Genomic DNA, 24,023 nt, shown 5'->3' with positions numbered 1-24,023 from the left:
TTACCACCCACTCAGGACGATGCGCCCGTTGACCTGGCGCGACTCGAGCAGTGCATGGGCCTCGGCCGCCTGCTGGAACGGCAATACCCGGTCGATCAGCGGCTTGACCTGCCCACCACGAATCAGCGCAAGGGCTATGCGTACCTCCTCAAGAGTCGCACTCCCCGAGCCCTGTACCCGCAGGCGTCGGCCGATCAAGAGTCCCGGCGCAACCGGAACGCTCCCCGGCTCGACGTTGCCCAGTACCACCACACGCCCGCCCAGGGTCATGCTGCGCAGGGTGTCTTCGAGAGTGTGCCCAAGGTTCTCCATGGCCACGTCCACACCACGCTTGGCGGTGAGTTTCCACACCTGGGCACTGTAGCCCTCACGGCTGACGATCACTTCATCGGCCCCCAGGGCCTTGAGCGAAGCGGCCTTGTCCGCGCTGCCCGTCACTGCGATCACGCGGGCGCCGATCGCCCGGGCCAACTGGATCTGGTGAGCTCCCAGACCGCCACTGGCACCATTGACCAGCACCGTTTCCCCCGGTTTGAGCGCCGCCTCGCCATACAGCGCGCGCACGCTGGTGGCGATCGGGCAGGACGCCAGGGCCGCCTGGGTGTAATCGAGCCCATCGGGCAGTTCGATCGCGGAAATCGCCGGCACCCGCAGGTATTGCGCATAGGCGCCTTCGGTGTCCACCGAGGGCAGGCCCAGGGCCCGGCACAGGTCTTGGCGGCCGCGCAGGCAGTCGCGGCACTGGCCGCAAAAACGTCGCTGGTAGACCACCACCCGTGCGCCCACGGCCAGTTGCAACACACCGGAGCCGACCTCGATCACTTCGCCTGCTACTTCATGCCCCAGCACCCCGCCGGCATGAGCCCCTGGCAACTGCCCGGCGCGGTGCAGCAGGTCGTGATGGCAAACGCCTGCGGCATGCACCTTGACCAGCACGTCACCGGCTCCGGGTTGCGGCGTCGGCACCTCCTCGACCTGCAACTGCTCCGGCCCGCCAAAGGCTTTTAGAACTATCGCTTTCATTTTTTATAACCGTTTGTGATCCAATAAGAAGATGTTCATATAACAAACATGTTGTTTGCATTGTGCACATACATTAAGTTTTCCCGACTTTGACGCCGACCTCAAGAGGCAAAGCGTCTTTCTTTCACAAACGATGAAACCCACCCCATGACAGTCGAGTACCAATACGCAGGCGAAGGGATTCTGGTGGTCACGCTCGATCGCCAGGCACGCCTGAACGCCCTGGACAGCCAAGCCAAGCAGGAACTGGCCGACATCTGGTTGCAGGCCGAACAGGATCCCGCCGTACGCGCGATCATCCTGCGCGGCGCCGGCGAGCGAGCCTTTTGCGCCGGCTCCGACCTCAAGGAGATTCAGGCCACCGGCGAGACCGTCAGCAGCCAGGCACTGGCCCGCGCGCTGCCCGGTGTCGGCCACAGCCTGAGCAAACCGCTAATCGCCGCGTTGCACGGCCACACCCTGGGCCTGGGCATCAGCCTGGCGATTCACTGCGATTTCCGCATCGCCCGCCATGACACCCACTTCCACTTTCCGGAAGTGCAGCACGGCATGCTCTCCGGCTTCAGCGCAATCACCCTGCCGACCCTGGTCGGCGAGGCAGTCGCCCTGGACATCATGCTCAGCGCCCGTCATTTCGACGCGCGGGAAGCCCTGGCCATCGGCCTGGTCAACCAGGTGGTGGACGACGCCTATGCCAGCGCCCTGGAACTGGCGGGGCGCCTGGCGGCCCACTCCAGCAAGGCGATCGGCTGGACCAAGACCCTGCTGCTGGCCGAACGCAAGGCCCGCCTGCAACGGCAGATGGCACTGGTCGACCAGGCCCGCCAGGACGTGATGCTCGAACGCTGATCCAACCCCATAACCAGAAAAGCCAACACCGCAGCCTCGCCAGTACTGTCAGGAACTCCCACCACCAGGAATGGATAGCGGCACCTAATCATTGGAGCCTCACCATGTCTCGCCCTCACCTCCGCTTCCAACCCCGGCTCAGCCTGCTGACCGCCGGGATTCTCGGGCTCTGCGCCCAACAGGCGGCCCTGGCCGAAGAGAACCCCGCACGGCCCTCCGCGACCACTGAAACCGCGCTGCAGACCGTGGTGGTTACCGGTGCCCGGGACAGCGGGCGTACCGTGGCCAAGAGCCTGGCACCGATCGATGTGATCAGCGCCGAGGACCTGGCCCGCTCGGGCAAGCAGAATCTGCGCGACGCCCTCGCCGCCAGCGTGCCGTCCTACACCAATGCCGCCGGATTCACCGGTGGTACTGGCCTGTCGGTCAAGTCCGCGACCCTGCGTGGCCTGGGTGGCAACCATGTGCTGGTGCTGGTCAACGGCAAGCGCCGGCACAACACCTCGCTGATCTTCGTGCAGACGGCTGCAACGTCAAGCGGCCAGTCGCCGGCCGACCTCGACCTGATCCCGGTCAGCGCCGTGGACCATGTGGAAGTGCTGCGTGACGGTGCGGCTGCGCAATATGGCTCGGACGCCATTGCCGGGGTAATCAACATCATCCTCAAGAATAACCACACAGGTGGCAGCGCCAGTGCCCTGTATGGCCAGTACTCGGACCGGGTCGGCGGCAAGGGCAATTTCGGTGCCCGCGGCCAGGGTCAGATCAACCAGGGCTTCGAACTGCCCAACGACGGTTTCTTCAGCCTCAGCGCCGACATCGGCATCCAGGAAAGCTCGAACGTCGCAGGTGCCGTGCCGGACCGCACCAGTATCTATTTCCGCCAGAATGGCCAACCCGACCCGCGGGAAACCAGCCAAAGCCGCTATCGCCAGCAGTTGGGCCAACCCCGCTCGCAAACCTACAACTTCGGCTACAACGCCGAACTGCCGCTGAACGACGCCTACACGCTGTACTCGTTCTCGACCGTCAGCCACCGCAACTCCACCAGTTGGGGCACCTACCGCACGGCCAACTCGCCGCAGAACATCGTCTCGGTCTACCCGGACGGTTTCTCGCCGCGGTTCGTGGTCGAGGAGGATGATTTCCAGAGCGTGTTCGGCGTGCGCAACGACAGTCTGCTCGGCTGGCATTGGGACCTGAGCACCAGCTACGGCTACAACAACGCCAATACTCGCAACGAGCGCTCGCTCAACCCATCGCTGGGCCCGAACAGCCCGCGGGACATGGATGGCGGCAACCTGATCGCCAGCCAGTGGACCAACAACCTGGACCTGACCCGCTCGTTCGACACCGGCCTGTTCGCCAAGCCGCTGAACGTTTCCACGGGCCTGGAGTTCCGCCGCGACGGCTTCGAGATCCAGGCCGGCGAGTACGCCTCCTATGCCGATGGCGGCTACGTGTTCCCTGCCGGCAGCCCATTGGCCGGCCAGCGCCCCAACCCCGGCGCGCCGGGACTGGTCGGTTTCACCCCGGCCGATGCGCACAACTACTCACGCACCAACACCGCCGGCTACATCGACTTCAGCCAGAGCCTGACCGAAAAGTGGGACATGAGCCTGGCCGGCCGCTTCGAGCACTACAGCGACTTCGGTGACACCGGCAGCGGCAAGCTCTCCACCCGCTATGCCTTCACCCCGGCCTTCGCCGTGCGCGGTACCGTCAGCAACGGTTTCCGCGCACCATCCCTGCAACAGCAGTACTACTCTTCATCGCTCACTGCCTGGCGCACCAGCCCGATCACCGGTCTGCTGGAACAGGCCACCACCCGCTACGTCACCGTCGACGACGCCGCCGGCCAGGCCCTGGGCGCCAAGGCGCTCAAGCCGGAACGGTCGATGAACTACAGCCTCGGTTTCGTCGCCACACCGACCGACAACCTGGACATCACCGTCGACCTGTACCAGATCGATATCAAGGACCGCATCCTGCAGACCAGCAACCTGCAGGGTACTGCCGTGTCCAACATCCTTGCCAGCCGCGGCCTGGATCCGAACCAGATCGTTTCGTACTTCGGCAACCTGGCCGATACCCGCACCCGCGGCATCGACCTGGTGGCCGACTACCGCTATGACCTGGGCCGCTACGGCAAGACCAAGTGGACCCTGCTCAGCAATCAGAGCCTGCAGACCATCGAGAAAATCAAGGAACCGGCCGCCCTCGCCGGCACCGGGATCAGCGCCGTCGGCCGTGACCGCCAGGGCAACCTGACCTCGGCCTATCCAAAGAACACCACCTCGCTGACCGCTGCCTGGCAACTGGGCGATTTCGACCTGACTCTCAAGGAAACCCGCTACTCCCAGGTCGTGGGGCGCAACCAGATTTCCGCCAGCCGTGACGAAGTCATCCGACCGGCCTACATCACCGACCTGAGCCTGGGCTACTACCTCAGCGACACGGTGAAGCTGACCGTGGGTGGCGAAAACATCTTCGGGCGCCGTCCACAGCAGCTCAACGACGAAGCCAAGCGCTACTACTACTTCCCCACCGACAACCCGACCTACAGCTGGTACTCGCCCTATGGTCTGGAAGGCGCCTACTACTTCGCCAAAGTCGACGTGAGCTGGTAACGCCCGATGAACACGCACAGCCGCCTGCCCGCCGAACTCGGCTCCGACACTCGCAACACGACGCCGATCCTGGATCAGCGCCTGTATCGAAAACTGGCGTGGCGCATCATGCCGTTCCTGTTCCTGTGTTTCGTGCTCAACTGGCTGGACCGGGTCAACATCGGCTTCGCCCACCTGCAGTTCAAGACCGACCTGAACATCAGCGACGCCACGTTCGGCATCATCGTCGGGGTGTTCTCCATCGGTTATCTGCTGTTCGAAATTCCCAGCAACCTGCTGCTGGAAAAGATCGGTGCAAAGAAGACCATGACCCGGATCATGGTGCTCTGGGGGTTGGTGACCATCGCCACGGCGTTCGCCCAGACCCCGGCGCAGTTCTATGTATTGCGGGTGCTGCTGGGGGCCGCCGAGGCCGGGTTCTTCCCCGGCGTGATCCTGTACCTGACCTACTGGTTTCCGGCCAGCCATCGAGCACGGATCACATCACGTTTCATCATGGCGATAGCCGTCTGCGGTATCGTCGGCGGGCCGCTGTCGACCACGATCATGACGCATTTCGCCGGGCTCGGTGATTTCACCGGCTGGCAATGGCTGTTCGTGGTCACCGGCATTCCACCGGTGCTCGCCGGCCTGTTCGCCTGGTACTGGCTGGATGACAAGCCAGCCTCGGCCCGTTGGTTGAGCGCCGATGAGAAGCGCACCATCGAGCAGGCGCTGGCCCATGAACAGCAGCAGCGCAAACCCGGTGGCCATCAACGTTTCGTCGAGGCGCTGAAGGACCGCAAGGTCTGGTTCATCACTCTGGCCTATTGCCTGACTATCATGTGCACCGGCAACGTCACCAACATCTGGGCGCCGTCGATCATCCGTGACGCCGGGGTCAGTAACCTGGGGCAACTGGGCCTGCTGTCGGCGCTACCCTACGTGGTCGGGGTCGGCCTGATGCTCTGGGCCTGCCGCCATTCCGACCTGCACCAGGAGCGGCGCTGGCACTTCGCCCTGGCTGGCCTGGCAGCGGCGCTGGCGATGCTGGTGCTGCCATATTTCCTGTTCAGCCCCTACTCGGCAATTGCCGTGCTGACCCTGATGACCAGCGGCTACCTGGTGGCCACGGCGATTTTCTGGACCATCCCGACCTATTACCTGTCCGACCACGCCAAGGCCGCCGGTCTGGCGCTGGTCAACTGCTGCGGGCAGATCAGCAGCCTGCTGACGCCGATCATGATCGGCGCCATCAAGACCACCACCGGCAGCATCAGCCTGGCGCTCTACATCGTCGCGGCCCTGGTGGCCGGCGGCACCCTGACTCTTCTGCTCGGCGTGCCCCGGAACGCCCTGCGCAATGCTTCCTGACCTTTCAATGGACAACTCCATGACCGACTACCTCGCCCTGGCCCAGCACCTGGCCGACCAGATCCAACCCGGCGCCAGCGAGCGCGACGCCAGACGAATCCTGCCTCACGCGCAACTCGACCTGATCCGCGAATCGGGCCTGGGCGCCGCCCGGGTTCCAACGCACCTGGGCGGCGGTGACATCAGTCTGCTGCAGGTGGCACAGATCTTCACCATTCTGGCCAAGGCCGACCCCAGCGTGGCCCAGGCCCTGTTCCCGCATTTCGCCACGGTCGAACACCTGCGCCTGATCGCCAGCCCCGAACAACAGCAGCGCTACCTCACCGCCTTCAGCGAACGTCAGTTGTCATCCGGCGCGATTGCCGAACGCAGCGGTGCCTTTCGCGGCGATATCCACACCCGCCTGGAACGCCGTGACGGGCAACTGGTGCTCAACGGCAGCAAGTTCTACAGCACCGGCTGCCTGTTCGCCGACCTGCTGAAAATCCAGGCCGTGGACGAAGCTGGCCAGGCGGTGTACGTGATGCTGCCGGCCGACACGCCCGGCATCACACGGCTCGATGACTGGGACGGGATGGGCCAACGGGTGACCGCCAGCGGCAGTACGCTGCTGGAAAATGTGTCGGTACTCCCGCACCAGGTGATCCCGTTGGCCCAGTGGTATCAGCGCCGCAACTACGTCGGCGCCACCGCCCAGCTGATTCACTGTGCCATCGATGTCGGCATCGGCCTCGCCGCCCTGGACGATGCCGTGTCGTGGGCACGCACCGGTTCCAGGCCGGTTCGCGAAAGCGGTGTCGACCAGGCCCGCCACGACCCCTACATCCTGCACACCATCGGCGACCTGGCCGCCTGCATTCACGGTGCCGAGGCCCTGGTGGAGAAAGCCGCGGGTGCCGTCGACCTGGCTGCCCGCAGCCAGCTGCAGGGCCTGGCCGAGGGGGACGAGTTGGAAGCGATCCTCGCGCGTTCGTCAATCGCGGTGGCCGAGGCCAAGATCGCCTCGACCCGCGCCGCCCTGCATGTATGCGAACGTCTCTATGATGTCGGCGGTGCCGCCACCACGCAGTCGCGGTACAACTTCGACCGCCACTGGCGCAATGCGCGTACCCACACTACCCATGACGCGCTGGCCTACAAGTACAAGGCTATCGGCGACTACCTGCTCAACAGCAAGGCACCACCCATAGCCTTCACCTACTGAGGGCCGAGAATGACCATGCCCCGTTTCAAGGCGCTTGGCGCCTGCCTACTGTTGCTTTCGGGCCCGCTGGCGGCCGCCGAGCCGTGGCGTGACCTGGATGCGCTGATCGACAAGGCCCTGCCCGGCGTGATCGAGTTACGTCACGCCATCCACCAGCACCCGGAACTGGGTAACCGCGAGTTCAACACCAGCCAGCGTATCGCCCAGCGCCTTCGTGAACTGGGCCTGGAGGTACAAAGCGGTATCGCTCACACCGGTGTGATCGGCATCCTACGTGGCGGCCTGCCAGGCCCGGTAGTGGCGATCCGTGCCGAACTCGACGCCCTGCCACTCACCGAACAGACCGGTCTGCCCTACGCCTCGACGGCACGGGCCAAAAACCCCGGCAACGACCTGCGTAACCGAGACCAGGAAGTCGGGGTCATGCACGCCTGTGGCCATGACGCCCACATGGCGATGGCCCTGGGGGTCGCCCAGGTGCTGGCGGCCCATCGCGAGCAACTGCCGGGCACCCTCAAGCTGATCTTCCAGCCGGCCGAGGAAGGCCCACCGCCAGGCGAGGAAGGTGGCGCCCGACTGATGATCAGGCAAGGCGTGCTGCAGAACCCGGCGCCCGAGGTAATCTTCGGCCTGCACGTCACCGCCGGCAAGGCAGGCGCCTTCACCCTCAGTCGCCAACGCACCACCGCAGCGGCCGACACCTTCGTCGCGCGCATCATCGGTCGCCAGACCCACGCCGCGTTCCCCTGGACCGGCATCGACCCGGTGCCGGTCGCGGCCCAGGTCATCCTCGCCTGGCAGACCATCCCCAGCCGCCAGTCGAACCTCAGCCAACTGCCGGCGCCGGTGATTTCCGTCGGGCGCATCGAGGCCGGCGACCGGCACAACATCCTTCCCGCCGAAGTGCGCCTGGAAGGCTCGATCCGCACCGTCAGCGACCAGCAGCGCGAAGACGTGTTGCAACGCATGACCCGCACTGCCGAGAACATCGCCGAGGCGTCAGGTGCCACCGCCCAGCTCGAGTACCTGCCAGGCGGTTATCGCTCGGGCTACAACGACACCGCACTGGTCGACCGGCTGCTACCGGTGTTGCAACAGGTCTCGACCAGCCCGGTGCAGATCGACCATGGCACCTACGGCGCCGACGACTTCGCCGAGTACGCCCGCCAGATTCCCGGTATTTTCATGCGCATGGGCGTGACCCCGGCGGAACTGGAAGACAAGCCGACATGGCCCACACACTCACCGGGCTTCCAGGTGGATGACCCGAGCCTGGCGGTGGGCATACGGGCGCTGAGCAGGATGACGCTGATCTACATGGGACTGCCTTCGCCCTGATCTTTCAAGCCGGTGTCCATGCCCGGGCGATCCACACCTATCGGCTCGCACTGGAAGGACGGAAAACGAACGCCCCCAGCCCCCAGAGCAACCCGAGCAACGCAGCGCAGCCGGAAGCCGACAGCACACCCAGCTTGGCAATCCCCAGCAGGCTCTGGTCGGTGTAGGCCAGGCCGGCAATGAAGATGGACATGGTGAAACCGATACCGGCCAGCAGGCCGATCAGCACCACGCCCCGCCACTCCACGCCTTCCGGCAGTTGGCAAAGCCGCGTCTTGACCAGCACCAGGCAGGACAGCACCACTCCGAGCGGCTTGCCCAGGACCAGGGCCAGGAAAACGCCGATCATGACCGCCTGGGTAGACCCGGAATCCAGCGACAGATGGCCCATCTCGACCCCGGCATTGGCCAGCGCGAACAGCGGCATGATGCCGTAGGCCACCCAGGGATGCAGGGCAACCTGCACGCGCTTGACCGGTGCCAGCAGTTCACGATGGGCCTGGCGAATCCGAGCGAGCGGTTGATGCACGGCATCGTGGTCCGGACGCTCACTGACGTGGACGACCAGCTCGCGAATGGCCTGGCTGAGGGTCGCCAGCGGACGCTCCGTGGCGGGTCGGGAATAGACCGGGGTCATCAGCCCCAGCACCACCCCGGCCAGGGTCGGATGCACGCCCAGGATGGCAAAGCCGGCCCAGAGAATGGCGCCCGGAATCAGGTACAGCCAGGCATTGGCGATCCCCATTCGCTGGAACAGCAGCACCGCCAGGATCCCCGCCAGCGCCACCACGGCGCCCAGCGGATTGAGTGAGCTGGTATAGAACAGGGCGATGATCAGCACCGCCACGATGTCGTCGATGATCGCCAGGGCGAGCAGGAACACCCGCACCCCGGAAGGAATCGTTTTCCCGAGAAGGGCGAGCACCCCGACGGCAAAAGCGATATCCGTCGCCGTCGGCACGGCCCAACCGCTGATGGACGCATGGCCGGCGTTGAAGAACACGTAGACCAGGGCCGGCACTGCCACCCCGCCCAAAGCCGCCATGACCGGCAGTGTCGCCATACGCATGTTGGACAGGGAACCGTCCTTCATTTCAGAGCGGATCTCCATCCCGACCACCAGGAAGAAGATCGTCATGAGGCCGTCATTGACCAGGTAGTGCAATGTCGCTCCGGCGGAAAAACTGCCCAATGAAATACTCAGGCGGGCATGCCAGAAGGCCTCGTAGCCGACAGATGTCGGCAGGTTGGCCCAGAGCAGGGCGACGATGGCGGCAATGAGCAGCACGATACCGCTGACCGCTTCGATATGACTGAAGCGTTCGATGGCGGCGAGCGCCTGCTGGGTGAGTTGCTGAACGCGAGGGATAGAGTGGGACGCGGGTGTGTTGGGTGCGGGCATGAGCCATCCTCACCAGCGGCCCGACCGGCGTAAGTCTTTAACCTGCGCCTTTCGATGGAAAGCCACACCCCTGTATATCGTAGGGTGAATGCCGGTGTCGCTGCAACCCGGTCGAACCGCTATGCCAGGCCCTCGCTGCGAACCGATCGGGTTCGGGCCCGCTACCACCTCAATAGTCGCGGTCCCAACCAAGCCCCCAGCACTGTGGGCAGCAGCATCCCGGCCAGATACCATACGCACCAGAAGGTCACGTTCATTTCCGGACAATGCAGACAGTAGGCCAGCGTGGCGGTGGCGCCCGCCAGCAAACCACCGGCAGCCCCTGCGGCGCGCAAGCGGGTCGGATTCATCGTGCGCAGCACCCACACATTGGCGACCAGCGCCGGTAGCGAAAGCAGCGCGATGTTCAGCGCGCAGGTTTTCCAGGTGGTGCCGAACAACAGGCCTGTGCGATCACCCGCCGATGCGCCGAACCACTCCAGAGCGCCCCCCAGCCACACCAGTGCCACCGGTATGAGCAATGCTCCTGCGGCCGGCCCGGTCTTCACGCCAGGGCGAGCGAGACGGTGCACCAACACCAGTGCCACGCCCAGCAGTACACCCGGCAAGGCCAGCTTGGCCCAGAACAGCGGCGTACGTGCGACCTCGGCCAGGTCCGGGCGCACGCCATACAGGCTGGCCATCAGCAGCACGGCACCCAGCCCGCCGGCGGCCAGCGCCAGTACCAGGCGGCGCGCCAACACATGGGGCGGCACCCGGGGGTTGCCGGTGGCCAGCAGCCCGATCAGTTCGTCAGTGTTCATCGTTACGCTCACCTCGAATCATTTTCGCCAGGCTTTTCAGGCCACGGTGAATGTTCACCTTCACCGCGGAGATGGACTGCCCCACCTTGTGCGCGGTTTCGTCCACCGACAGCCCTTCGAGCTTGACGTACTCGATGGGCAGGCGCTGCCGGTCGGGCAGCTGGCTCAGCAGGCGCCCCAGGTCCCGGCTCGCTTCGGTGGCCCGGTCGTCAGTCTCGGCGAACCATTCGGCCTGATCGTCCAACGGCAGCTGCCGATCCTGGACGCGTCGTGCCGTGCGCAGGTAATCAGCCAGCTTGTAACGCCCGATGGCTTGCACCCAGGCGGTGACCGGCTGCCCGGGCAGGTAGCTGTGTCGTGCATTGTGCACCGCCAGCAGCACCTCCTGCACCACATCCTCCACCTCCGCCGGCCGGCCGATCAGACGCCGACCCAGAAACGCGCGCAAGTGACCGGCCAATGCCGTGAGGAACGCCCGATAACTAGCGGCATCACCGGCCAATCCGGCAAGCAGCAGGCTCTTGAGCTGTTGTTCACGCTCGGCAAGGCGTTCCTGATGGTTAGTTCGTTGCATACGCTGCCCTGGTTACAACCCGTGGCTGAAAAATGCACGGGCCGTTGCAAGCGGCAGATCCTACCCAAGCTCCCGGCGGACTCACAAGATCGACCCAAACAGGCCCTCTGAAAAAAAATCGGTACCGCTGTAACCAAACCTCAGGGTGCAACGAATTAGCTAGTGACCACTGCGAACAGTGGCCCATTCAATCCTGAACATCATTGGAGTCCACCTCATGAAAGCTATTGCCCTCAGCGCCGCCGCCCTCGCCCTGGCCGCCCTCGCCGGTACCGCCATGGCCGATACCACCAGCCAAGGCGCCGCCATGAGCAAGAACCCGGCCATGGAAAAATGCTACGGCGTGGCCAAGGCCGGCGAGAACGACTGCAAGGCCGGTGCCGGTACCACCTGCGCAGGCACCGCGAAAAAGGACTATCAGGGTAACGCCTTCAAGGAAGTGCCGGCCGGCACCTGCACCGGGATCATGACGCCCAACGGCGCCGGCTCGCTGACCCCGAAAAACGCCTGAGATGAACAGCACCGCCTCACTGGGCGCAGGGCTGGGGCTCAAGCCCCAGCACTTCACCGAGGCACTCGAGGCCACAGCCCCCGGGTTGTGGTTCGAGGTGCACGCGGAGAACTACCTGCTCGGCGGCCCCCGCCGTGCCTGGCTCGAACGCCTCGGCCAGCGCCATCCACTGGCCCTGCACGGGGTATCGCTGTCACTGGCTGCCGACGCCCCACCCGACCCACAACACCTGGCCCGCCTGCGCCACCTGGCTGATGCCGTGACGTCGGTGCTGGTCTCCGAACACCTGGCCTGGGCCACCTGGCGCGGCCACTACTACCCTGACCTGCTGCCGTGCCCACGCAGCCGCACGGCCCTGGCACGTATCGCCGACAACGTCGCCCGCACCCAGGATGCACTGGGCCGGCGCATCGCCGTGGAAAACCCCAGCCATTATCTGCACCTGGAAGGCCATGAGCTGGACGAGCCGGCGTTCCTCGGGGAACTGGCCCACCTCAGCGGTTGCGGCCTGCTGCTGGACCTGAACAACGTTTACGTCAGCACCCACAACCTCGGCCAACATGCCGACGACTACCTCAGGGACTTTCCTCTCGACCAGGTGATGGAAGTGCACCTGGCCGGGCATCGCGCCGACCACGCCAGCGCACTGCTGATCGACAGCCACGACACCGAGATCAGCGAACCGGTCTGGGCGCTCTACCGGAACCTGTTGGCACGCACGGGGCCCTTGCCCACCCTGATCGAACGCGATGACGCGCTGCCGGACTTCGACACGTTGATGAGCGAGCGCACGCAAGCGCAAACGCTGCTGGAGAACACGCCATGAGTACCCTGGCCCGTTTTCAGGACGACTTCGTCGCGGCCCTCTACCAACACCCGGCACCGGCGCTGGAGTCGCTCACCGCACAGCCGGGTTTCGCCGTGTACCGCAACACCGTGCGAGCCGCGTGCATCGACGCCCTGTGCGACAACTTCCCGAGCGTGCTCACCCTGGTGGGCGAAGCATGGATGCGGGCCGCTGCGGACACCTACGCCCAGGCACACCCCCCCATTGATGCACGGCTGGCGCTGTATGGCCATGAGTTTCCGGCATTCCTGGCGGAACATCCCGGCGCCCAGCACTTGCCCTACCTGCCGGATGTGGCGCAGTTGGACCGACTCTGGCTGGAAGCCTTCTGCTCGACGGTAGAACCGGCCCTGGCGCCTGCGGCACTGGCCAGCGTCGCGCCGGAAGCGCTCGGCAGACAGGCACTGCGCCCACGCACCAGTGTGCGCTGGCAGTGGTGCGCGCAACACCCGGCCCATGCCTTGTGGTACTGCAGCCGTTTCGAGGGCATCGCCCGGCAGCCAGCCCATTGGCACGGGGAAGGCACCTTGCTGGTTGGCGAACTGGACGGGGTCACCCATGCGCCCCTGAGTGCTGGCGCGGTGGCCTTTCTCGACGCCTGCGCCGACGGGCTGTCGCTGGACGCCGCCAGCACCCACGCCCAGCGGCGTGAACCGGATCTTGATTTCACAACGCTGTTCGGCACGTTGATGGCCGCACAGGTCTTCGCCCCTCTCCCACTCGAATGAAGGTACCGTTCATGAACGCTTCCGCGCTGACCCGCCTGCTGAGTGACAACCTCCTGTTGCTGCTGGCCCGCCTGGGCATCGCTTCGGTGTTCTGGCTCTCCGGGCGCACCAAGGTCGAAGGCCTGCTGACGATCAGGCCCGGCACCTATTCGCTGTTTCGCGATGAGTATGCCCTGCCCCTGCTGCCCCCGGAGCTGGCGGCACACCTGGCCACCTACGCCGAGCATCTGTTCCCCCTGCTGCTGGTGCTGGGCCTGGCCACCCGGTTCTCGGCCCTGGCCCTGTTGGGCATGACCCTGGTGATCGAGATATTCGTCTACCCCGATGCCTGGCCGACCCACCTGACCTGGGCCGCCCTGCTGTTGCTGCTGATCGGCCGCGGTGCTGGCAGTTGGGCGCTGGATCGACGCCTGGGCTGGCGCTGAAGAGAAAGATCGCCGCCAGCCGCCGATGAGGCGGCTCGGCTGAGGCTGCCTGGGTATTCAACGAGGGCACTGAGCTACCCGCTCAGGGTTACGGAAACGCCAAGCCAAATCTGAGGAAGATTCTTGCTACGCCAATCCACACCCCGATTGCCAGCTTACTGAGCGTTTTTCAGCTCAAGTACTGCCGCGCTGCCGTACGAACCGTCTGCCTGGTCATCCTGAGAATAGACACCCACCTTGAAATACAAAGGAATATCACGCCAGGATGGAAGATCGTAGTGCAGGGTTCTTTTTGAGCCGGCAGTTTCACTTTCAACTTCAATGGTGATATCAGCATTCAAAACGCTGATGCGACACGTGATCACGTCTCCCAGCGACAGGCCTCTCAACATGACAAGGCGCGACTCCTTGTCCCCATAATGCTCTTTGTAGCCAACCTCTATAGTTCCTTGCCGCCATCGAAGCTTTAGCGCTTCAGAACCCCCCGTTTCTTCACCATGAACTTGCGCGAAAATCAGGCCTCCCCTGGCAGGCTCGTTGATCACGCGCAGTTTCACTGTCTGAACACGAGGCTGAGACGGATTCATTGTCATGAACCAACTGGAAATCTGGCGTAGCTCAACCCTGGGGTACTCAGAGTGCGCGGTGTGCCCGGCACCCGATGGCACGCGGAATACCATCTCCCCGGTGACTGAATCAGTGAAGAAAAAGGGATCCAGATACGAACCGATCGGCTGCACTTGAAGGACCTGCAGACTGCTATTGAACGTCTGCAAACGATAGGAGGACAAATCAAAATTTTTCCCAGGCGCGGCGCCTGGATCAAGTGCACTCGCCAATAATACGGAGCTCCAGAAAAAGCATATCGGAGCCGTCAGCGCCAATTTTTTCCTGACCATTTAACGCACCTATTACCCACCTGCACAACGAATGAAAGTCTTACAAAGCGTTAATGGCAAGGCCCCCACCACATCAAGAGCCTTTGATCAATTTATCAGGAACACGCGCGAACTGAACGATCTCAGGACATTAAACTTTTCTTTCTTTTATGCGCAGCTTTTCAGAACACGCCAGGCCGCTTCCTGGCAGTGTGAGTCACGCCCACCTGAGACCCACCGCCCTGCCCCTGATTTTTCGTCAGGTTGGCAGGGCAGATCTTCGCTGCCTGGTGTGGGGAGCGATTGAAGAGACGGTCCTTCAGAGCAGGACCTCGATATCCCCGGTCGGGAATGCCACGCAGGAGTAGATCCAGCCGAAGTCACGATCGGACTTGCGCAAATGGGCCTCCTGCGGATTGAACACCGTGCCACGAAGCAACTTGACCCGGCACAGGCTGCACTCGCCTGAACGGCAGGCGTTTTCGGTGCCGTAGCCATTGCGCTCCAGGGCATTGAGCAAGGGCTCGCCCACGCGGCTGCGGAACTGACCGCGCCCATTGACCGTGACGGTGACCTCATCATCCAGTGAGACGCCTTCAGGCCACCCTGGCTGCTCATTCGGCGCCTTGGGCGCACCATTGGCCTCGACGCGGATACGTCGACGCTTCACACCCAGTGCCATGAGCAGCTCGATACAACTGTCATTGAACGGCGTGGGACCACACACGTAGAACATCTTGTCGCCGATCTCGCCGAGCAGTTGCTGCAGCAGTGGCTGCGTCAGGCGACCGGTGTGGCCCCGGTGGTCGGCCGGAGGACGGGAAATCACCTCGCTCAAGGTGAAGTGGGCATGGTGATCGGCCAGGCCACGCAGTTCATCATCGAAAATCACATCATCGATGTAGCTGTTCACGTAAATGAGGTGGAAACGGTACGGCAGGCCACGCTCGAGGATGTCCAGCAGGATACTGCGCGCCGGCGCACCGCCCGAGCCGCCGGCCAGGAACACCAGGTCATCGCCATGGAACAGCGGATTGTGGTGAAAGCTGCCCATCGGCCCGGAACCGTGCAGGCGCTGCCCCACCACGACCCTGTCGAGCAGATGGTTGGACACGAAACCACCTGCGGCCCGCTTCACCGTCAGGTCGTAATGGGAACGCTGCGCGGGCGAAGAAGACATGGCATAGGGTCGAGCGGTGGCCACGCCATCGATGTCGACGAACAGGTTGATGTACTGCCCGGCCTGGAACGGTGGCAGCACGCCACGGTCCGCGGCGACCAGGCGCAAGGTCCGGGTGCTGGCGGTCTCGTCGATGATCTCGGCGACCTCCAGTTCCAGCCGCTTGGGATGCAACTGCACCACGGTGCTGGCGACCTCCCCCCTGATTTCGCGGAAGTCGCTGCCCGTCAGCTCCAGCACCTCCTTGGCTTGCCAGGCCTCACGAAAGCCCGCGACGGCATTCAGCAGGTTCTGCTCAGACATGCTCCACCTCCCTGGTTTTCAACTGTTTGAGCACCGCCCTGGCGGTGGACTCACCCGCCATGTAGGTCGGCTGGAAGCCGCCCATGGTGGTCCATGAACCGGCGATATAGAGACCGGGCACACCCTCCAGGCGCTCGCGCAGCAAGGCCGAATCCTGTGTGCTTTGCTGGAACCCATAGATGGCGCCACCCGGCGTATTGAGATAGCGCATCATGGTCAGCGGCGTGGCGACTTCCACTTCCTCGATGTACTGGCGCACCTTCGGGTAGACCTTCTCGATCACCCCGATCAGTTGCTCGGCGAACGCGTACTTGGTTTGCGCGTAATGCTCCGGCGACACGGCCTTCCAGGGCTCGGCATATTGCAGGCAAACCAGCACCACCTGGCTCTTGCCGGGGGGCGCGGCCTCGGGATCTTCGAGGTTGTAACAGGTCAGCATGCCGCCCAGGGGGGGTTCCAGGCTGCCCATGCGCTGGAAGATCTGCTCTTCGTCCAGGGTCTCGTAGATGAAACTGGACGCTTGCGTGACGCCCAGCTCCTGCGGGGTGCAATCCAGGCCCAGGTAGATGACGAAGGCCGAGGTCCCCATGCGCCGGGATTTGAAATCCTGCCGGACCTTGAGCGGGGGCTGCTCGAGATCCAGCAACTCGTTGAAGGTGGTCAGTGGGCTGGCATTGGACACCACGGCCGCACAGGAAACGCTCTCGCCCCCCTCAAGGCGTACACCACTGATGCGACCGTCGAGGGTATGAATCTTCTCTACGCCGCAGTTGAAACGGACTTCGCCACCGGCTTCGAGAAACGACTCCACCAACGCACTGGACAAGGCCTGGGAGCCACCCTTGATATGCCAGGGCTTGAATGCCGCGTAGGCATACAACATCGCGGCCAGGTCCGGAAACGGCAGCCTGCTGGGGGGCACGCCGAGGTAGAGCCAATAGGTGGCCACCACCCGCTTCAGCTTGGGGTCGCTGAAAAATTCGTCCAGCACCTCCTTCACCGAACGGAAACCGTACTTCACGAAGCACGGGCACATCGACTCGAGCATCGCCTGGCTGTTGCTGCGGCGCGCCTGGGGCAGGGTCATGAAGCTCTCCACGGTGATCTTCTCGCAGAGCGCCAGGAAGTCCGCAATCGCCTGGGATTGCGCCGGAAACAGCCCCTGCAGGGTATCGCGCACCCCCGACCAGCTGGCAGGCAGGGTGACGTCGATCTCCCCCGGCACCACCAGGCGATACAGCGCCTGCTCCTGGACGAACTCGACCTTGTCCAGCACGCCGAGCTTGTCGAACAGCTTGCGCATGACGAAGGGTTTGTCCTCGGTGCCCAGGCCGCTGAGCTGGTGCAGCGCCACTTCGAACTCGAAATCGCCACGCACGAAGGACGTGGCGCAACCGCCCGGAATGTTGTGGCGCTCCAGCAGCAGGGTGCGACAGCCGCCCCGCTGCAAGGCCGTTGCGGCGGTCAATCCGGCGTTGCCAGCGCCGATCACGACGGCGTCATAGTGTTGCATGTTCTTCCCCTTAACTTATCAGTGCTAAGATCACGCTAAAAAAACACCCCGGACGGGCTGGCCTCCGTTCGCACGACTCACGACTTCGGCCTCGTTGTGGGGCACAGGCTACGAAGCAATCTTAGCACTGTCAAGATACTTCGCCATGCTAAGATCGTGACCACGCCAATACCTTCCAATCTCCTGCTGTCGAGACCACCCCCGCATGACCAAGACCTCCGCCCGCTCACGCGATACCTACCACGTGGGCAACCTGGCGCCGCAACTGCTCGACGCCGCGCGACAGATGCTTGAGCAAGTGGGACCGACCAAACTCTCGTTGCGGGCGGTTTCGGAGCGGGTCGGAGTCAGTTCAACCGCGGCGTACCACCACTACGCGAACCGCGCGGAACTCATCGGCCATCTGGCCGCCCAGGGTTTTCGCGAACTGGGCAAGGTGCTGGTGATCAGGGATGCCCACAGCGACGGCGTGCGGAAACTGCGTAACGCGAGCCTGGCCTACTTCAGCTTCGCCCGCGGCAACCCGGCCCTGTACCAGTTGATGTTCGGCCCCGAATTCGCCAACGGCGAGATGATCCCGGAGCTCAAGATCGCGCGCGAAGAGGCGTTCGGCGAGCTCAAGCGCATCATCGCCGAAATACTGGGGCTGGATGTGCAGCATGCAGAAGTGCGCCGGGCCGCCCTCGCCGGCTGGTCCTATACCCATGGCCTGGCATCGCTGGTGATCCACAATGTCCTGCACTTCCCGGCCGGGACCACCGACGAGCGTTTCGTCGACAGCACCCTGCAAGGCTTTGCGCAGTTGTTCAAGGTCGAGAACCGGGACTGAACCCGACGAGCAGTCCTCAGGCAGCGGACACGACCGTCTGCTGCTGTTCACCCAGGCCCTCGATCCACAGGCGAACCGTGTCGCCGGGCTTGAGCCATTGCGGTTGCGGCTTCATGCCCATGCCGACACCCGGCGGGGTGCCCGTGCAGAGAACGTCTCCCGGCTGCAGGGTGATGTAGCGGCTGACGTAGGAAACGATCTGCGCCACCGTGAAGATCATGGTGCGGGTGTTGCCGGTCTGGCGGCGCTCGCCATTCACGTCCAGCCACATGTCCAGGTTCTGCGGATCGGCGATCTCGTCGCGGGTCACTAACCAGGGCCCGATGGGACCGAAGGTGTCGCAACCCTTGCCCTTGTCCCACTGCGATGACTGCAGTTGGAACGCACGCTCGGAGACGTCGTTGACCACACAGTAACCGGCCACGAAATCGAGGGCCTGCGCCTCGGAAACCGAACGGGCCTCGGTACCGATGACCACCCCCAGCTCCACTTCCCAGTCCAGCCTGGTCGACTCGCGCGGTTGCACGATGTTGTCGTGCGCGCCACAGATACAGGTGATTGCCTTGGTGAAGATCACCGGTTCATCCGGAATCGCCATGCCGGCTTCTTCGGCGTGGTCGCGATAATTGAGGCCAATGGCAATGAACTTGCGAATCCCCGCCACCGGCGCGCCATGGCGAACGCCCTGCTCGACCAGCGGCAGCGAAGCGATGTCGAGCCGGGCGATGCGTGCCAGGCCGGCTGGCGTGACATCGTCGGGCGTGATGTCGTCCAGGTGAGCCGACAAGTCACGGATACGTCCCTGGGCGTCTACAAGGCCCGGACGTTCCTGTCCGGGTTGGCCAACACGGCAGAGCTTCATCTGATTGTTCCTCATCGTACGGGGCGCGTGTTCCACGGGCCCTGAAAGGGAAACCTGCGGATACGGGCGGCATCCGGCGCCAGCTCGAAAACAAGCGGACCGCCAGGGTAGCACCGATCGCCGCCAGGGCACTGCACCCTGGGCTCGTCATGATCCGTTGCGCGCTATGAAACCACTTGTCCGCTGGGTAACAAGATCGACACATTTGGTAATGATTATCATCTTGATTAAGAATAGTGTTTCCTTTGGACATATTAGGAAACATGAATTTTGAATCCTTGCCTTTCCACCACCACCCTGCTACTGGCGGGCGCCATCAGTGTGCTGCCGCAGGCGAACGCCGCCGACGAGCTCACCCTGCCCGCTACGCAAATTCAAGGCACTGTCACTCAGGGCGACACCCAGAGCGAGGGCTACCAGGGACAGCCCTCGTCCAGCACCACCAAGCTGGGACTGACGGACAAGGAAACGCCACAAGCCATCACCACCATCACCCGCTCCCAAATGGATGACTTCAAGCTCAATGGCGTCAAGGACGCCCTGCGTTCCGCCCCTTCGGTGACGGTGGAGCAGAGCGAAACCGACCGCACCGAGTTCACTTCTCGCGGCTTCGATATCGGGACGTTCGAGTACGACGGCATGGGCATGCCGTTCGCCCAGACAATCCTGATCGGCGACCAGGACATGGCCGAATACGAGCAGATCGACGTGCTCCATGGCGCCAATGGCCTGATGAGCGGCACCGGCAACCCGTCGGCCACGGTCAACTTCGTGCGCAAGCGGCCGACCGACACCTTCCAGGCGCAGATCGACACCAGCGCCGGCTCCTGGGACAACCGCCGAATCGACATGGACGTATCGGGCCCGTTGACGGAAAGCGGCAACGTACGCGCACGCTTCATCTACGCCCACGACAAGGGCAACGCCTGGCTCGATCGCTACAGCCACGAAAAGAACGTGGTCGCCGGCCTGCTCGCGTTCGACCTGTCCGATGCCGACACCCTCACGGTCGGTTTCTCGCAGCACAACAGCGACGCCAACGGCAGTACGTGGGGCAACCTGCCCCTGGTGGACAGCAACAACAACCCGATCCACTACCGCAGCCGCAGCTCCAGCGTCGGCCAGCCGTGGACCTACTGGAACATGCACACCCAGCGCGCCTTTGCCGAGCTCAAGCATGATTTCGGCAACGGCTGGAACGCGACGATCACCGCCACCGGGATCACCGAGAAACAAGACACCAACATGCTCTATGTTTCCAGCGTCACCGGCGATGACGCCACGGCGTTCGCGGCCCATACCACCAGCAAGGCCCACGAGTTACTGGGTGAGGCGAAGCTCTCCGGCCCGTTCAGCCTGTTCGGGCGCGAACATGAGCTGACCGTCGGTGCCAGCTATGGCCGTACCCACCAGACGGCACGCGAATACGATGCCGCAGCGGCGGGTTACTACCCGACCTCATTTGCCAGCATTCTTGCGGGCACCGAAACACCGCCGCTGTTCATCTACACCAGCGATACCAATACACAGAACTTCACCGACGCCCAGAAAAGCCTGTTCGCCGCCACGCGCTTCAGCCTGGCGGACGACCTGCACTGGATCGCCGGCGCGCGCATGCTCAGCGCCGACGGCTCGGGCGACAGCTATGGTGTCGACCACTCCCAACGCGAACATGGCAAGGTCACGCCCTACACCGGCCTGGTCTATGACCTGAACAGGCAGTGGAGTCTCTACACCAGTTGGACGAAGATCTTCAATCCGCAGTACGGCACGGTCGGCATCGACGGCAAGCCACTCGCCCCACTCGAAGGCAAGAGCCTGGAAGCCGGGGTGAAAGGCAGCCTGATGGATGATCGCCTGACCCTGACGGGAGCCGTATTCAAGACCGAACAGAGCAATGTGCCGTCCAACAGCCGATACATTCAGGTGGGCTCCCAATACCGCTACTACACCGATGACTACAAGAGCCACGGCATCGAGTTGCAGGCTAGCGGCGAAGTGCTGCCCGGCCTCGACCTGCTGGGCGGCTACACCTATGTGCGAATCGACGGTGCCGATGGCGACCGGGCACGCAAGTACGTGCCCAAGCACAGCGTCCACGGCATGCTGACCTACCGCCTGCCTGGCCTGCCACAGGCCAAGGTCGGGACCCGGGTGAGCTGGCAGAGCGCCGTACAGAATGACGTGTACAGCAGCATTCGCCAGAATCCCTATGCCGTGGTCGACCTGATGGCCAGCTACGATATCAACCGCAACTGGAGCACGTCGCTGAACCTCAACAACGTCACCGACGAGAAGTACCTGGTGTCCCTGTACAGCGGCACGGCCAGCAACTACGGCGCACCACGCAACCTGACCGCTTCGCTGACCTGGAAATACTGAGGGCCTTCACCGGGGGCTTCGGGGGCTGGTCCCAGGAACCGGCCCCTGCGACCCGCTCAGCCACGCCTCACACCAGTTCCTCGTCAATCCAGCCGCGGATCAGGCTCCAGACCATGGCCAGGTTCAAGGTCGGCTCGCACTCGGTCATCAGCATCGCCACCTGCAGCACCGAGCGCGGGTCCTGCGTATCGGTATCCAGCTCCTTGGTCAGCCGGACCCAATGTCCCCACAGACGCATTTCCCCGTCCTGACTGACCGTTGGCCAGCGACCCTTGCGGTACGGTATGCCCAACATGGTGCGGCGGATGGCGACTTCCTTGGGCGACAGCCCGAACAGTTCGAGGATCATCGGCGAGCTGGCCCCCAGGCGGAGCGCCCGGCTGATCTGCTCCTCCTCGTCACTGTCGCGGGTGCGCGAGAGCAGCCGCTGGACGACATCACCGTCGACCAGCACCTTGAACCAGGGCACCGGCGAGTTCACCAGGGCGCCCATGCAGCGGGGGTCGATCAGGGTCTGCAGGTCCTTTTCCTCAAACCCCATGGCCAGGCAATTGCGCAACTGGCCGGTCTTGATGTTGTTCATGATTTGAAAGGCGACAGCCAGATTCAACGGGTGCATATAAACCTCTACCATTCCATGGTCGGATGACGGCCCGTGCGTGGGCCAGACTGCTTCACGCCAGAACGTCTGCCGGGCCGGGAGCGTGCTCGTCACGCCGGCCGAACTCGACGCTGAGGATCTCGACACCCGCCCAGCCCTCCACGTGGCTGGCCAGTTCGAACAGAAAACCGTCGCGCCGCAATGACTCCTGGTTGATTCTGAGCAGCACCATGCAGGTCTGGTCAGCGCTGATATCGGAACTCAAATCCATTTGTGTGTACTCCCTGTGATCGCTATCGCAGCCGGGTGCGACGGACTGGTGGTTGAGCCGGTGCGGCGAACTTTCCTCAGGCCGCTCGCGAATCCACCTCGGTGGTTCAGAGCGCCCTCCTTCACTGCACCGCTCGATTTTGTGCTGCCCCTAATTATGTAGTCGCTCCACGCAAGGCTATCTGTAAGACAAAGCGTCCCTCCTGCGGGAAAAAACGGGCGTCATTTGTGGGGCGTTCAGGGTGGGGGCCTGTTCGGATCCGAGCCGCCGGCCCGCGAGCGTCCCATGGCGGGCGCTCGCCGAGCCCTTCAGAACGCGGCTTCGTAGATCGCCAGGGCATCGGCCAGCCGGACCTCACGCGGATTGTTCACCAGCAGCCGCTGTTGCTGCATCGCGTCCTCGGCCAGTTGCCGGAGACGCTGGCGTGGCACGTCCACATCGCGCAGCCGGGTGGGTAAACCGCAGCGAGGCGCCAGTTGCGCCAGTTCCTCGATGAACTGCTCGCAGCGTGCCGGCGGATCACCGGCCCGCAGCCGCTCGCCGAGCAGCATCGGCGCCAGCTCGGCGTAGTCGGCAAAGGCTTCGCCGCGGTTGAAGCGCATCACATGCGGCAACACCAGGGAATTGGCCAGCCCATGGGGCACGTGGAACTGCGCCCCCAGCGGATAGGCCAGTGCATGCACCGCCGCCACCGGTGCGTTGGCGAACGCCTGCCCGGCCAGACAGGCGCCCAGCAGCATGGCCTGGCGGGCCGCGAGGTCGTCCCCCTGGTGCACGGCCTGGTCGAGGTTGGCGGCCAGCAGACGCAACGCCTCCCGGGCCAACAGGCTCGACAGCGGGTTGCGCCTGATCCTGCTGGTGTAGGCTTCGATGGCATGGACCATGGCATCGATACCGGTGGCCGCCGTGATCGCCGGCGGCAGGCCGAGGGTGAGCCGGGCATCGAGCAGCGCCAGGTCCGGCAGCAGGATCGAGGACACCACGCCCATCTTGCTGGCTTGCCCGGTGGTGATCACCGCGATGGGCGTGACCTCCGAGCCGGTGCCGGCGGTGGTCGGAACCTGGATCAGCGGCAGACGCCGGCCCTGGGCCCGGTCGACGCCGTAGATGGCCTGCAGGTCCTGGTTGCATTCGGGATGAGCCAGCAACGCCACCAGCTTGGCGACATCCATCGAACTGCCGCCACCGAAGCCGACGATCAACTCGGCCCCGATGTGGCGGGCCCGCTCGACCGCGGACTGTACGCAAGTGTCACTCGGGTCGGCGCAGACATCGCTGAAGATCGCCACGCCCAGCCGGGCCTGGGTGAAACCGGGCAACAGCTCATCCAACAGGCCCAGGCGGATAATGCCGGGGTCGGTGACGATCAGTACCCGGCGGGCACCGCGCTGCTGACACAATGACGCCAGGCGGGCGGCCGCGCCCGGTTCGCAGAGCAGTTGTGGCGTGGTGGCGAAGCTGAAAGGCTGCATGTCCCTATTCCTCTTGTTCTTGTATTCATGGCACTCGCCGTGGCG

General features: G+C 63.9%; 22 protein-coding genes. 11 read left to right on the top strand and 11 right to left on the bottom strand.

Going from position 1 to position 24,023, the window contains the following annotated elements; all coding sequences use genetic code 11:
- Positions 1-1,023, bottom strand: a complete 1,023-nt coding sequence (locus ACM62G_RS24640; RefSeq protein WP_273820996.1) for an alcohol dehydrogenase catalytic domain-containing protein — start codon at positions 1,021-1,023, stop codon at positions 1-3.
- Positions 1,024-1,170: 147 nt separating this feature from the next.
- Between ACM62G_RS24640 and ACM62G_RS24635 the strand changes: the two genes are divergently transcribed.
- From ACM62G_RS24635 to ACM62G_RS24615, 5 genes are all read left to right on the top strand, one after another.
- On the top strand, positions 1,171-1,872 hold the full coding sequence (locus ACM62G_RS24635; protein ID WP_419735822.1) for an enoyl-CoA hydratase/isomerase family protein: 702 nt from the start codon (positions 1,171-1,173) through the stop codon (positions 1,870-1,872).
- A gap of 104 nt (positions 1,873-1,976) precedes the next feature.
- On the top strand, positions 1,977-4,502 hold the full coding sequence (locus ACM62G_RS24630; protein WP_419735821.1) for a TonB-dependent receptor plug domain-containing protein: 2,526 nt from the start codon (positions 1,977-1,979) through the stop codon (positions 4,500-4,502).
- Between the two features lie 6 nt (positions 4,503-4,508).
- The gene (locus tag ACM62G_RS24625) at positions 4,509-5,855 is read left to right on the top strand and encodes an MFS transporter (RefSeq protein WP_273820993.1); all 1,347 of its coding nucleotides are present in this window, start codon (positions 4,509-4,511) and stop codon (positions 5,853-5,855) included.
- A 19-nt stretch (positions 5,856-5,874) separates the two neighbouring features.
- Positions 5,875-7,059 (top strand): acyl-CoA dehydrogenase family protein, encoded by a 1,185-nt coding sequence (locus ACM62G_RS24620; RefSeq protein WP_419735820.1) that lies wholly within the window; start codon positions 5,875-5,877, stop codon positions 7,057-7,059.
- 9 nt (positions 7,060-7,068) lie between these two features.
- The gene (locus ACM62G_RS24615) at positions 7,069-8,397 is read left to right on the top strand and encodes an amidohydrolase (protein WP_273820991.1); all 1,329 of its coding nucleotides are present in this window, start codon (positions 7,069-7,071) and stop codon (positions 8,395-8,397) included.
- Positions 8,398-8,434: 37 nt separating this feature from the next.
- Here ACM62G_RS24615 and nhaA read toward each other — a convergent pair whose 3' ends face one another.
- The 3 genes from nhaA to ACM62G_RS24600 form a co-directional block, all read right to left on the bottom strand.
- A complete protein-coding gene (gene nhaA / locus ACM62G_RS24610) occupies positions 8,435-9,799 on the bottom strand; it encodes a Na+/H+ antiporter NhaA (RefSeq protein ID WP_419735819.1) in 1,365 nt (454 codons plus the stop codon).
- 161 nt (positions 9,800-9,960) lie between these two features.
- Complete coding sequence (locus ACM62G_RS24605) at positions 9,961-10,602, bottom strand: DUF1109 domain-containing protein (protein WP_054056963.1); 642 nt, start codon at positions 10,600-10,602, stop codon at positions 9,961-9,963.
- Positions 10,592-11,176, bottom strand: coding sequence for a sigma-70 family RNA polymerase sigma factor (locus ACM62G_RS24600; protein ID WP_419735818.1), 585 nt, complete (start codon positions 11,174-11,176; stop codon positions 10,592-10,594). The genes ACM62G_RS24605 and ACM62G_RS24600 overlap by 11 nt, the downstream gene beginning before the upstream one ends.
- 217 nt (positions 11,177-11,393) lie before the next feature.
- On the opposite strand from ACM62G_RS24600, the gene ACM62G_RS24595 reads away from it, so the two are divergent.
- From ACM62G_RS24595 to ACM62G_RS24580, 4 genes are read left to right on the top strand one after another with little or no spacing between them, the layout of a single operon-like run.
- On the top strand, positions 11,394-11,687 hold the full coding sequence (locus ACM62G_RS24595) for a DUF2282 domain-containing protein (protein WP_054056965.1): 294 nt from the start codon (positions 11,394-11,396) through the stop codon (positions 11,685-11,687).
- 1 nt (position 11,688) lies between these two features.
- On the top strand, positions 11,689-12,513 hold the full coding sequence (locus ACM62G_RS24590; protein WP_419735817.1) for a DUF692 domain-containing protein: 825 nt from the start codon (positions 11,689-11,691) through the stop codon (positions 12,511-12,513).
- Entirely contained in the window at positions 12,510-13,262 is a 753-nt protein-coding gene (locus tag ACM62G_RS24585; RefSeq protein WP_419735816.1) for a putative DNA-binding domain-containing protein, read from the top strand. The genes ACM62G_RS24590 and ACM62G_RS24585 overlap by 4 nt, the downstream gene beginning before the upstream one ends.
- A gap of 11 nt (positions 13,263-13,273) precedes the next feature.
- Positions 13,274-13,687 carry a DoxX family protein gene (locus tag ACM62G_RS24580; protein ID WP_419735815.1) on the top strand — a complete coding sequence of 138 codons (414 nt, stop codon included), beginning with the start codon at positions 13,274-13,276 and terminating at the stop codon, positions 13,685-13,687.
- A 155-nt stretch (positions 13,688-13,842) separates the two neighbouring features.
- Here ACM62G_RS24580 and ACM62G_RS24575 read toward each other — a convergent pair whose 3' ends face one another.
- The 3 genes from ACM62G_RS24575 to ACM62G_RS24565 form a co-directional block, all read right to left on the bottom strand.
- The gene (locus ACM62G_RS24575) at positions 13,843-14,586 is read right to left on the bottom strand and encodes a polysaccharide lyase family 7 protein (RefSeq protein ID WP_419735814.1); all 744 of its coding nucleotides are present in this window, start codon (positions 14,584-14,586) and stop codon (positions 13,843-13,845) included.
- A 298-nt stretch (positions 14,587-14,884) separates the two neighbouring features.
- Positions 14,885-16,048 carry an FAD-binding oxidoreductase gene (locus tag ACM62G_RS24570; protein WP_273820986.1) on the bottom strand — a complete coding sequence of 388 codons (1,164 nt, stop codon included), beginning with the start codon at positions 16,046-16,048 and terminating at the stop codon, positions 14,885-14,887.
- Positions 16,041-17,561: a phytoene desaturase family protein gene (locus ACM62G_RS24565; protein WP_419735813.1), complete on the bottom strand. Its 1,521-nt coding sequence runs from the start codon at positions 17,559-17,561 to the stop codon at positions 16,041-16,043. Before ACM62G_RS24565 ends, ACM62G_RS24570 begins: the two co-directional genes overlap by 8 nt.
- A 205-nt stretch (positions 17,562-17,766) precedes the next feature.
- On the opposite strand from ACM62G_RS24565, the gene ACM62G_RS24560 reads away from it, so the two are divergent.
- A complete protein-coding gene (locus ACM62G_RS24560) occupies positions 17,767-18,390 on the top strand; it encodes a TetR/AcrR family transcriptional regulator (RefSeq protein ID WP_273820984.1) in 624 nt (207 codons plus the stop codon).
- A 16-nt stretch (positions 18,391-18,406) separates the two neighbouring features.
- Here the strand turns inward: ACM62G_RS24560 and ACM62G_RS24555 are convergent, their stop codons facing one another.
- Positions 18,407-19,252, bottom strand: a complete 846-nt coding sequence (locus tag ACM62G_RS24555) for a fumarylacetoacetate hydrolase family protein (protein WP_054056972.1) — start codon at positions 19,250-19,252, stop codon at positions 18,407-18,409.
- Between the two features lie 270 nt (positions 19,253-19,522).
- Here ACM62G_RS24555 and ACM62G_RS24550 point away from each other — a divergent pair, with 270 nt between their 5' ends.
- Positions 19,523-21,634, top strand: a complete 2,112-nt coding sequence (locus tag ACM62G_RS24550) for a TonB-dependent siderophore receptor (protein ID WP_419735812.1) — start codon at positions 19,523-19,525, stop codon at positions 21,632-21,634.
- Positions 21,635-21,701: 67 nt separating this feature from the next.
- Here ACM62G_RS24550 and ACM62G_RS24545 read toward each other — a convergent pair whose 3' ends face one another.
- From ACM62G_RS24545 to ACM62G_RS24535, 3 genes are all read right to left on the bottom strand, one after another.
- Complete coding sequence (locus ACM62G_RS24545; RefSeq protein ID WP_054056973.1) at positions 21,702-22,253, bottom strand: DUF2857 domain-containing protein; 552 nt, start codon at positions 22,251-22,253, stop codon at positions 21,702-21,704.
- A 55-nt stretch (positions 22,254-22,308) separates the two neighbouring features.
- Positions 22,309-22,506, bottom strand: a complete 198-nt coding sequence (locus ACM62G_RS24540) for a hypothetical protein (protein WP_054056974.1) — start codon at positions 22,504-22,506, stop codon at positions 22,309-22,311.
- Positions 22,507-22,814: 308 nt separating this feature from the next.
- The gene (locus ACM62G_RS24535; RefSeq protein WP_273820981.1) at positions 22,815-23,978 is read right to left on the bottom strand and encodes an iron-containing alcohol dehydrogenase; all 1,164 of its coding nucleotides are present in this window, start codon (positions 23,976-23,978) and stop codon (positions 22,815-22,817) included.
- Positions 23,979-24,023: the final 45 nt, after the last annotated feature.

Source organism: Pseudomonas sp. COR18, from assembly GCF_048568395.1.
Classification (GTDB): Bacteria; Pseudomonadota; Gammaproteobacteria; order Pseudomonadales; family Pseudomonadaceae; genus Aquipseudomonas; species Aquipseudomonas fuscovaginae_B.
The sequence above is the reverse complement of the archived record's forward strand: the minus strand, read 5'-3'. Positions and strand labels throughout refer to the sequence as shown.

Bases quoted from the DNA above. Each gene is read 5' to 3' on its own strand.
- ACM62G_RS24640 (WP_273820996.1), bottom strand. From the start codon at position 1,023: ATGAAAGCGATAGTTCTAAAAGCCTTTGGCGGGCCGGAGCAGTTGCAG.
- ACM62G_RS24635 (WP_419735822.1), top strand. From the start codon at position 1,171: ATGACAGTCGAGTACCAATACGCAGGCGAAGGGATTCTGGTGGTCACG.
- ACM62G_RS24630 (WP_419735821.1), top strand. From the start codon at position 1,977: ATGTCTCGCCCTCACCTCCGCTTCCAACCCCGGCTCAGCCTGCTGACC.
- ACM62G_RS24625 (WP_273820993.1), top strand. From the start codon at position 4,509: ATGAACACGCACAGCCGCCTGCCCGCCGAACTCGGCTCCGACACTCGC.
- ACM62G_RS24620 (WP_419735820.1), top strand. From the start codon at position 5,875: ATGACCGACTACCTCGCCCTGGCCCAGCACCTGGCCGACCAGATCCAA.
- ACM62G_RS24615 (WP_273820991.1), top strand. From the start codon at position 7,069: ATGACCATGCCCCGTTTCAAGGCGCTTGGCGCCTGCCTACTGTTGCTT.
- nhaA (WP_419735819.1), bottom strand. From the start codon at position 9,799: ATGCCCGCACCCAACACACCCGCGTCCCACTCTATCCCTCGCGTTCAG.
- ACM62G_RS24605 (WP_054056963.1), bottom strand. From the start codon at position 10,602: ATGAACACTGACGAACTGATCGGGCTGCTGGCCACCGGCAACCCCCGG.
- ACM62G_RS24600 (WP_419735818.1), bottom strand. From the start codon at position 11,176: ATGCAACGAACTAACCATCAGGAACGCCTTGCCGAGCGTGAACAACAG.
- ACM62G_RS24595 (WP_054056965.1), top strand. From the start codon at position 11,394: ATGAAAGCTATTGCCCTCAGCGCCGCCGCCCTCGCCCTGGCCGCCCTC.
- ACM62G_RS24590 (WP_419735817.1), top strand. From the start codon at position 11,689: ATGAACAGCACCGCCTCACTGGGCGCAGGGCTGGGGCTCAAGCCCCAG.
- ACM62G_RS24585 (WP_419735816.1), top strand. From the start codon at position 12,510: ATGAGTACCCTGGCCCGTTTTCAGGACGACTTCGTCGCGGCCCTCTAC.
- ACM62G_RS24580 (WP_419735815.1), top strand. From the start codon at position 13,274: ATGAACGCTTCCGCGCTGACCCGCCTGCTGAGTGACAACCTCCTGTTG.
- ACM62G_RS24575 (WP_419735814.1), bottom strand. From the start codon at position 14,586: ATGGTCAGGAAAAAATTGGCGCTGACGGCTCCGATATGCTTTTTCTGG.
- ACM62G_RS24570 (WP_273820986.1), bottom strand. From the start codon at position 16,048: ATGTCTGAGCAGAACCTGCTGAATGCCGTCGCGGGCTTTCGTGAGGCC.
- ACM62G_RS24565 (WP_419735813.1), bottom strand. From the start codon at position 17,561: ATGCAACACTATGACGCCGTCGTGATCGGCGCTGGCAACGCCGGATTG.
- ACM62G_RS24560 (WP_273820984.1), top strand. From the start codon at position 17,767: ATGACCAAGACCTCCGCCCGCTCACGCGATACCTACCACGTGGGCAAC.
- ACM62G_RS24555 (WP_054056972.1), bottom strand. From the start codon at position 19,252: ATGAAGCTCTGCCGTGTTGGCCAACCCGGACAGGAACGTCCGGGCCTT.
- ACM62G_RS24545 (WP_054056973.1), bottom strand. From the start codon at position 22,253: ATGCACCCGTTGAATCTGGCTGTCGCCTTTCAAATCATGAACAACATC.
- ACM62G_RS24540 (WP_054056974.1), bottom strand. From the start codon at position 22,506: ATGGATTTGAGTTCCGATATCAGCGCTGACCAGACCTGCATGGTGCTG.
- ACM62G_RS24535 (WP_273820981.1), bottom strand. From the start codon at position 23,978: ATGCAGCCTTTCAGCTTCGCCACCACGCCACAACTGCTCTGCGAACCG.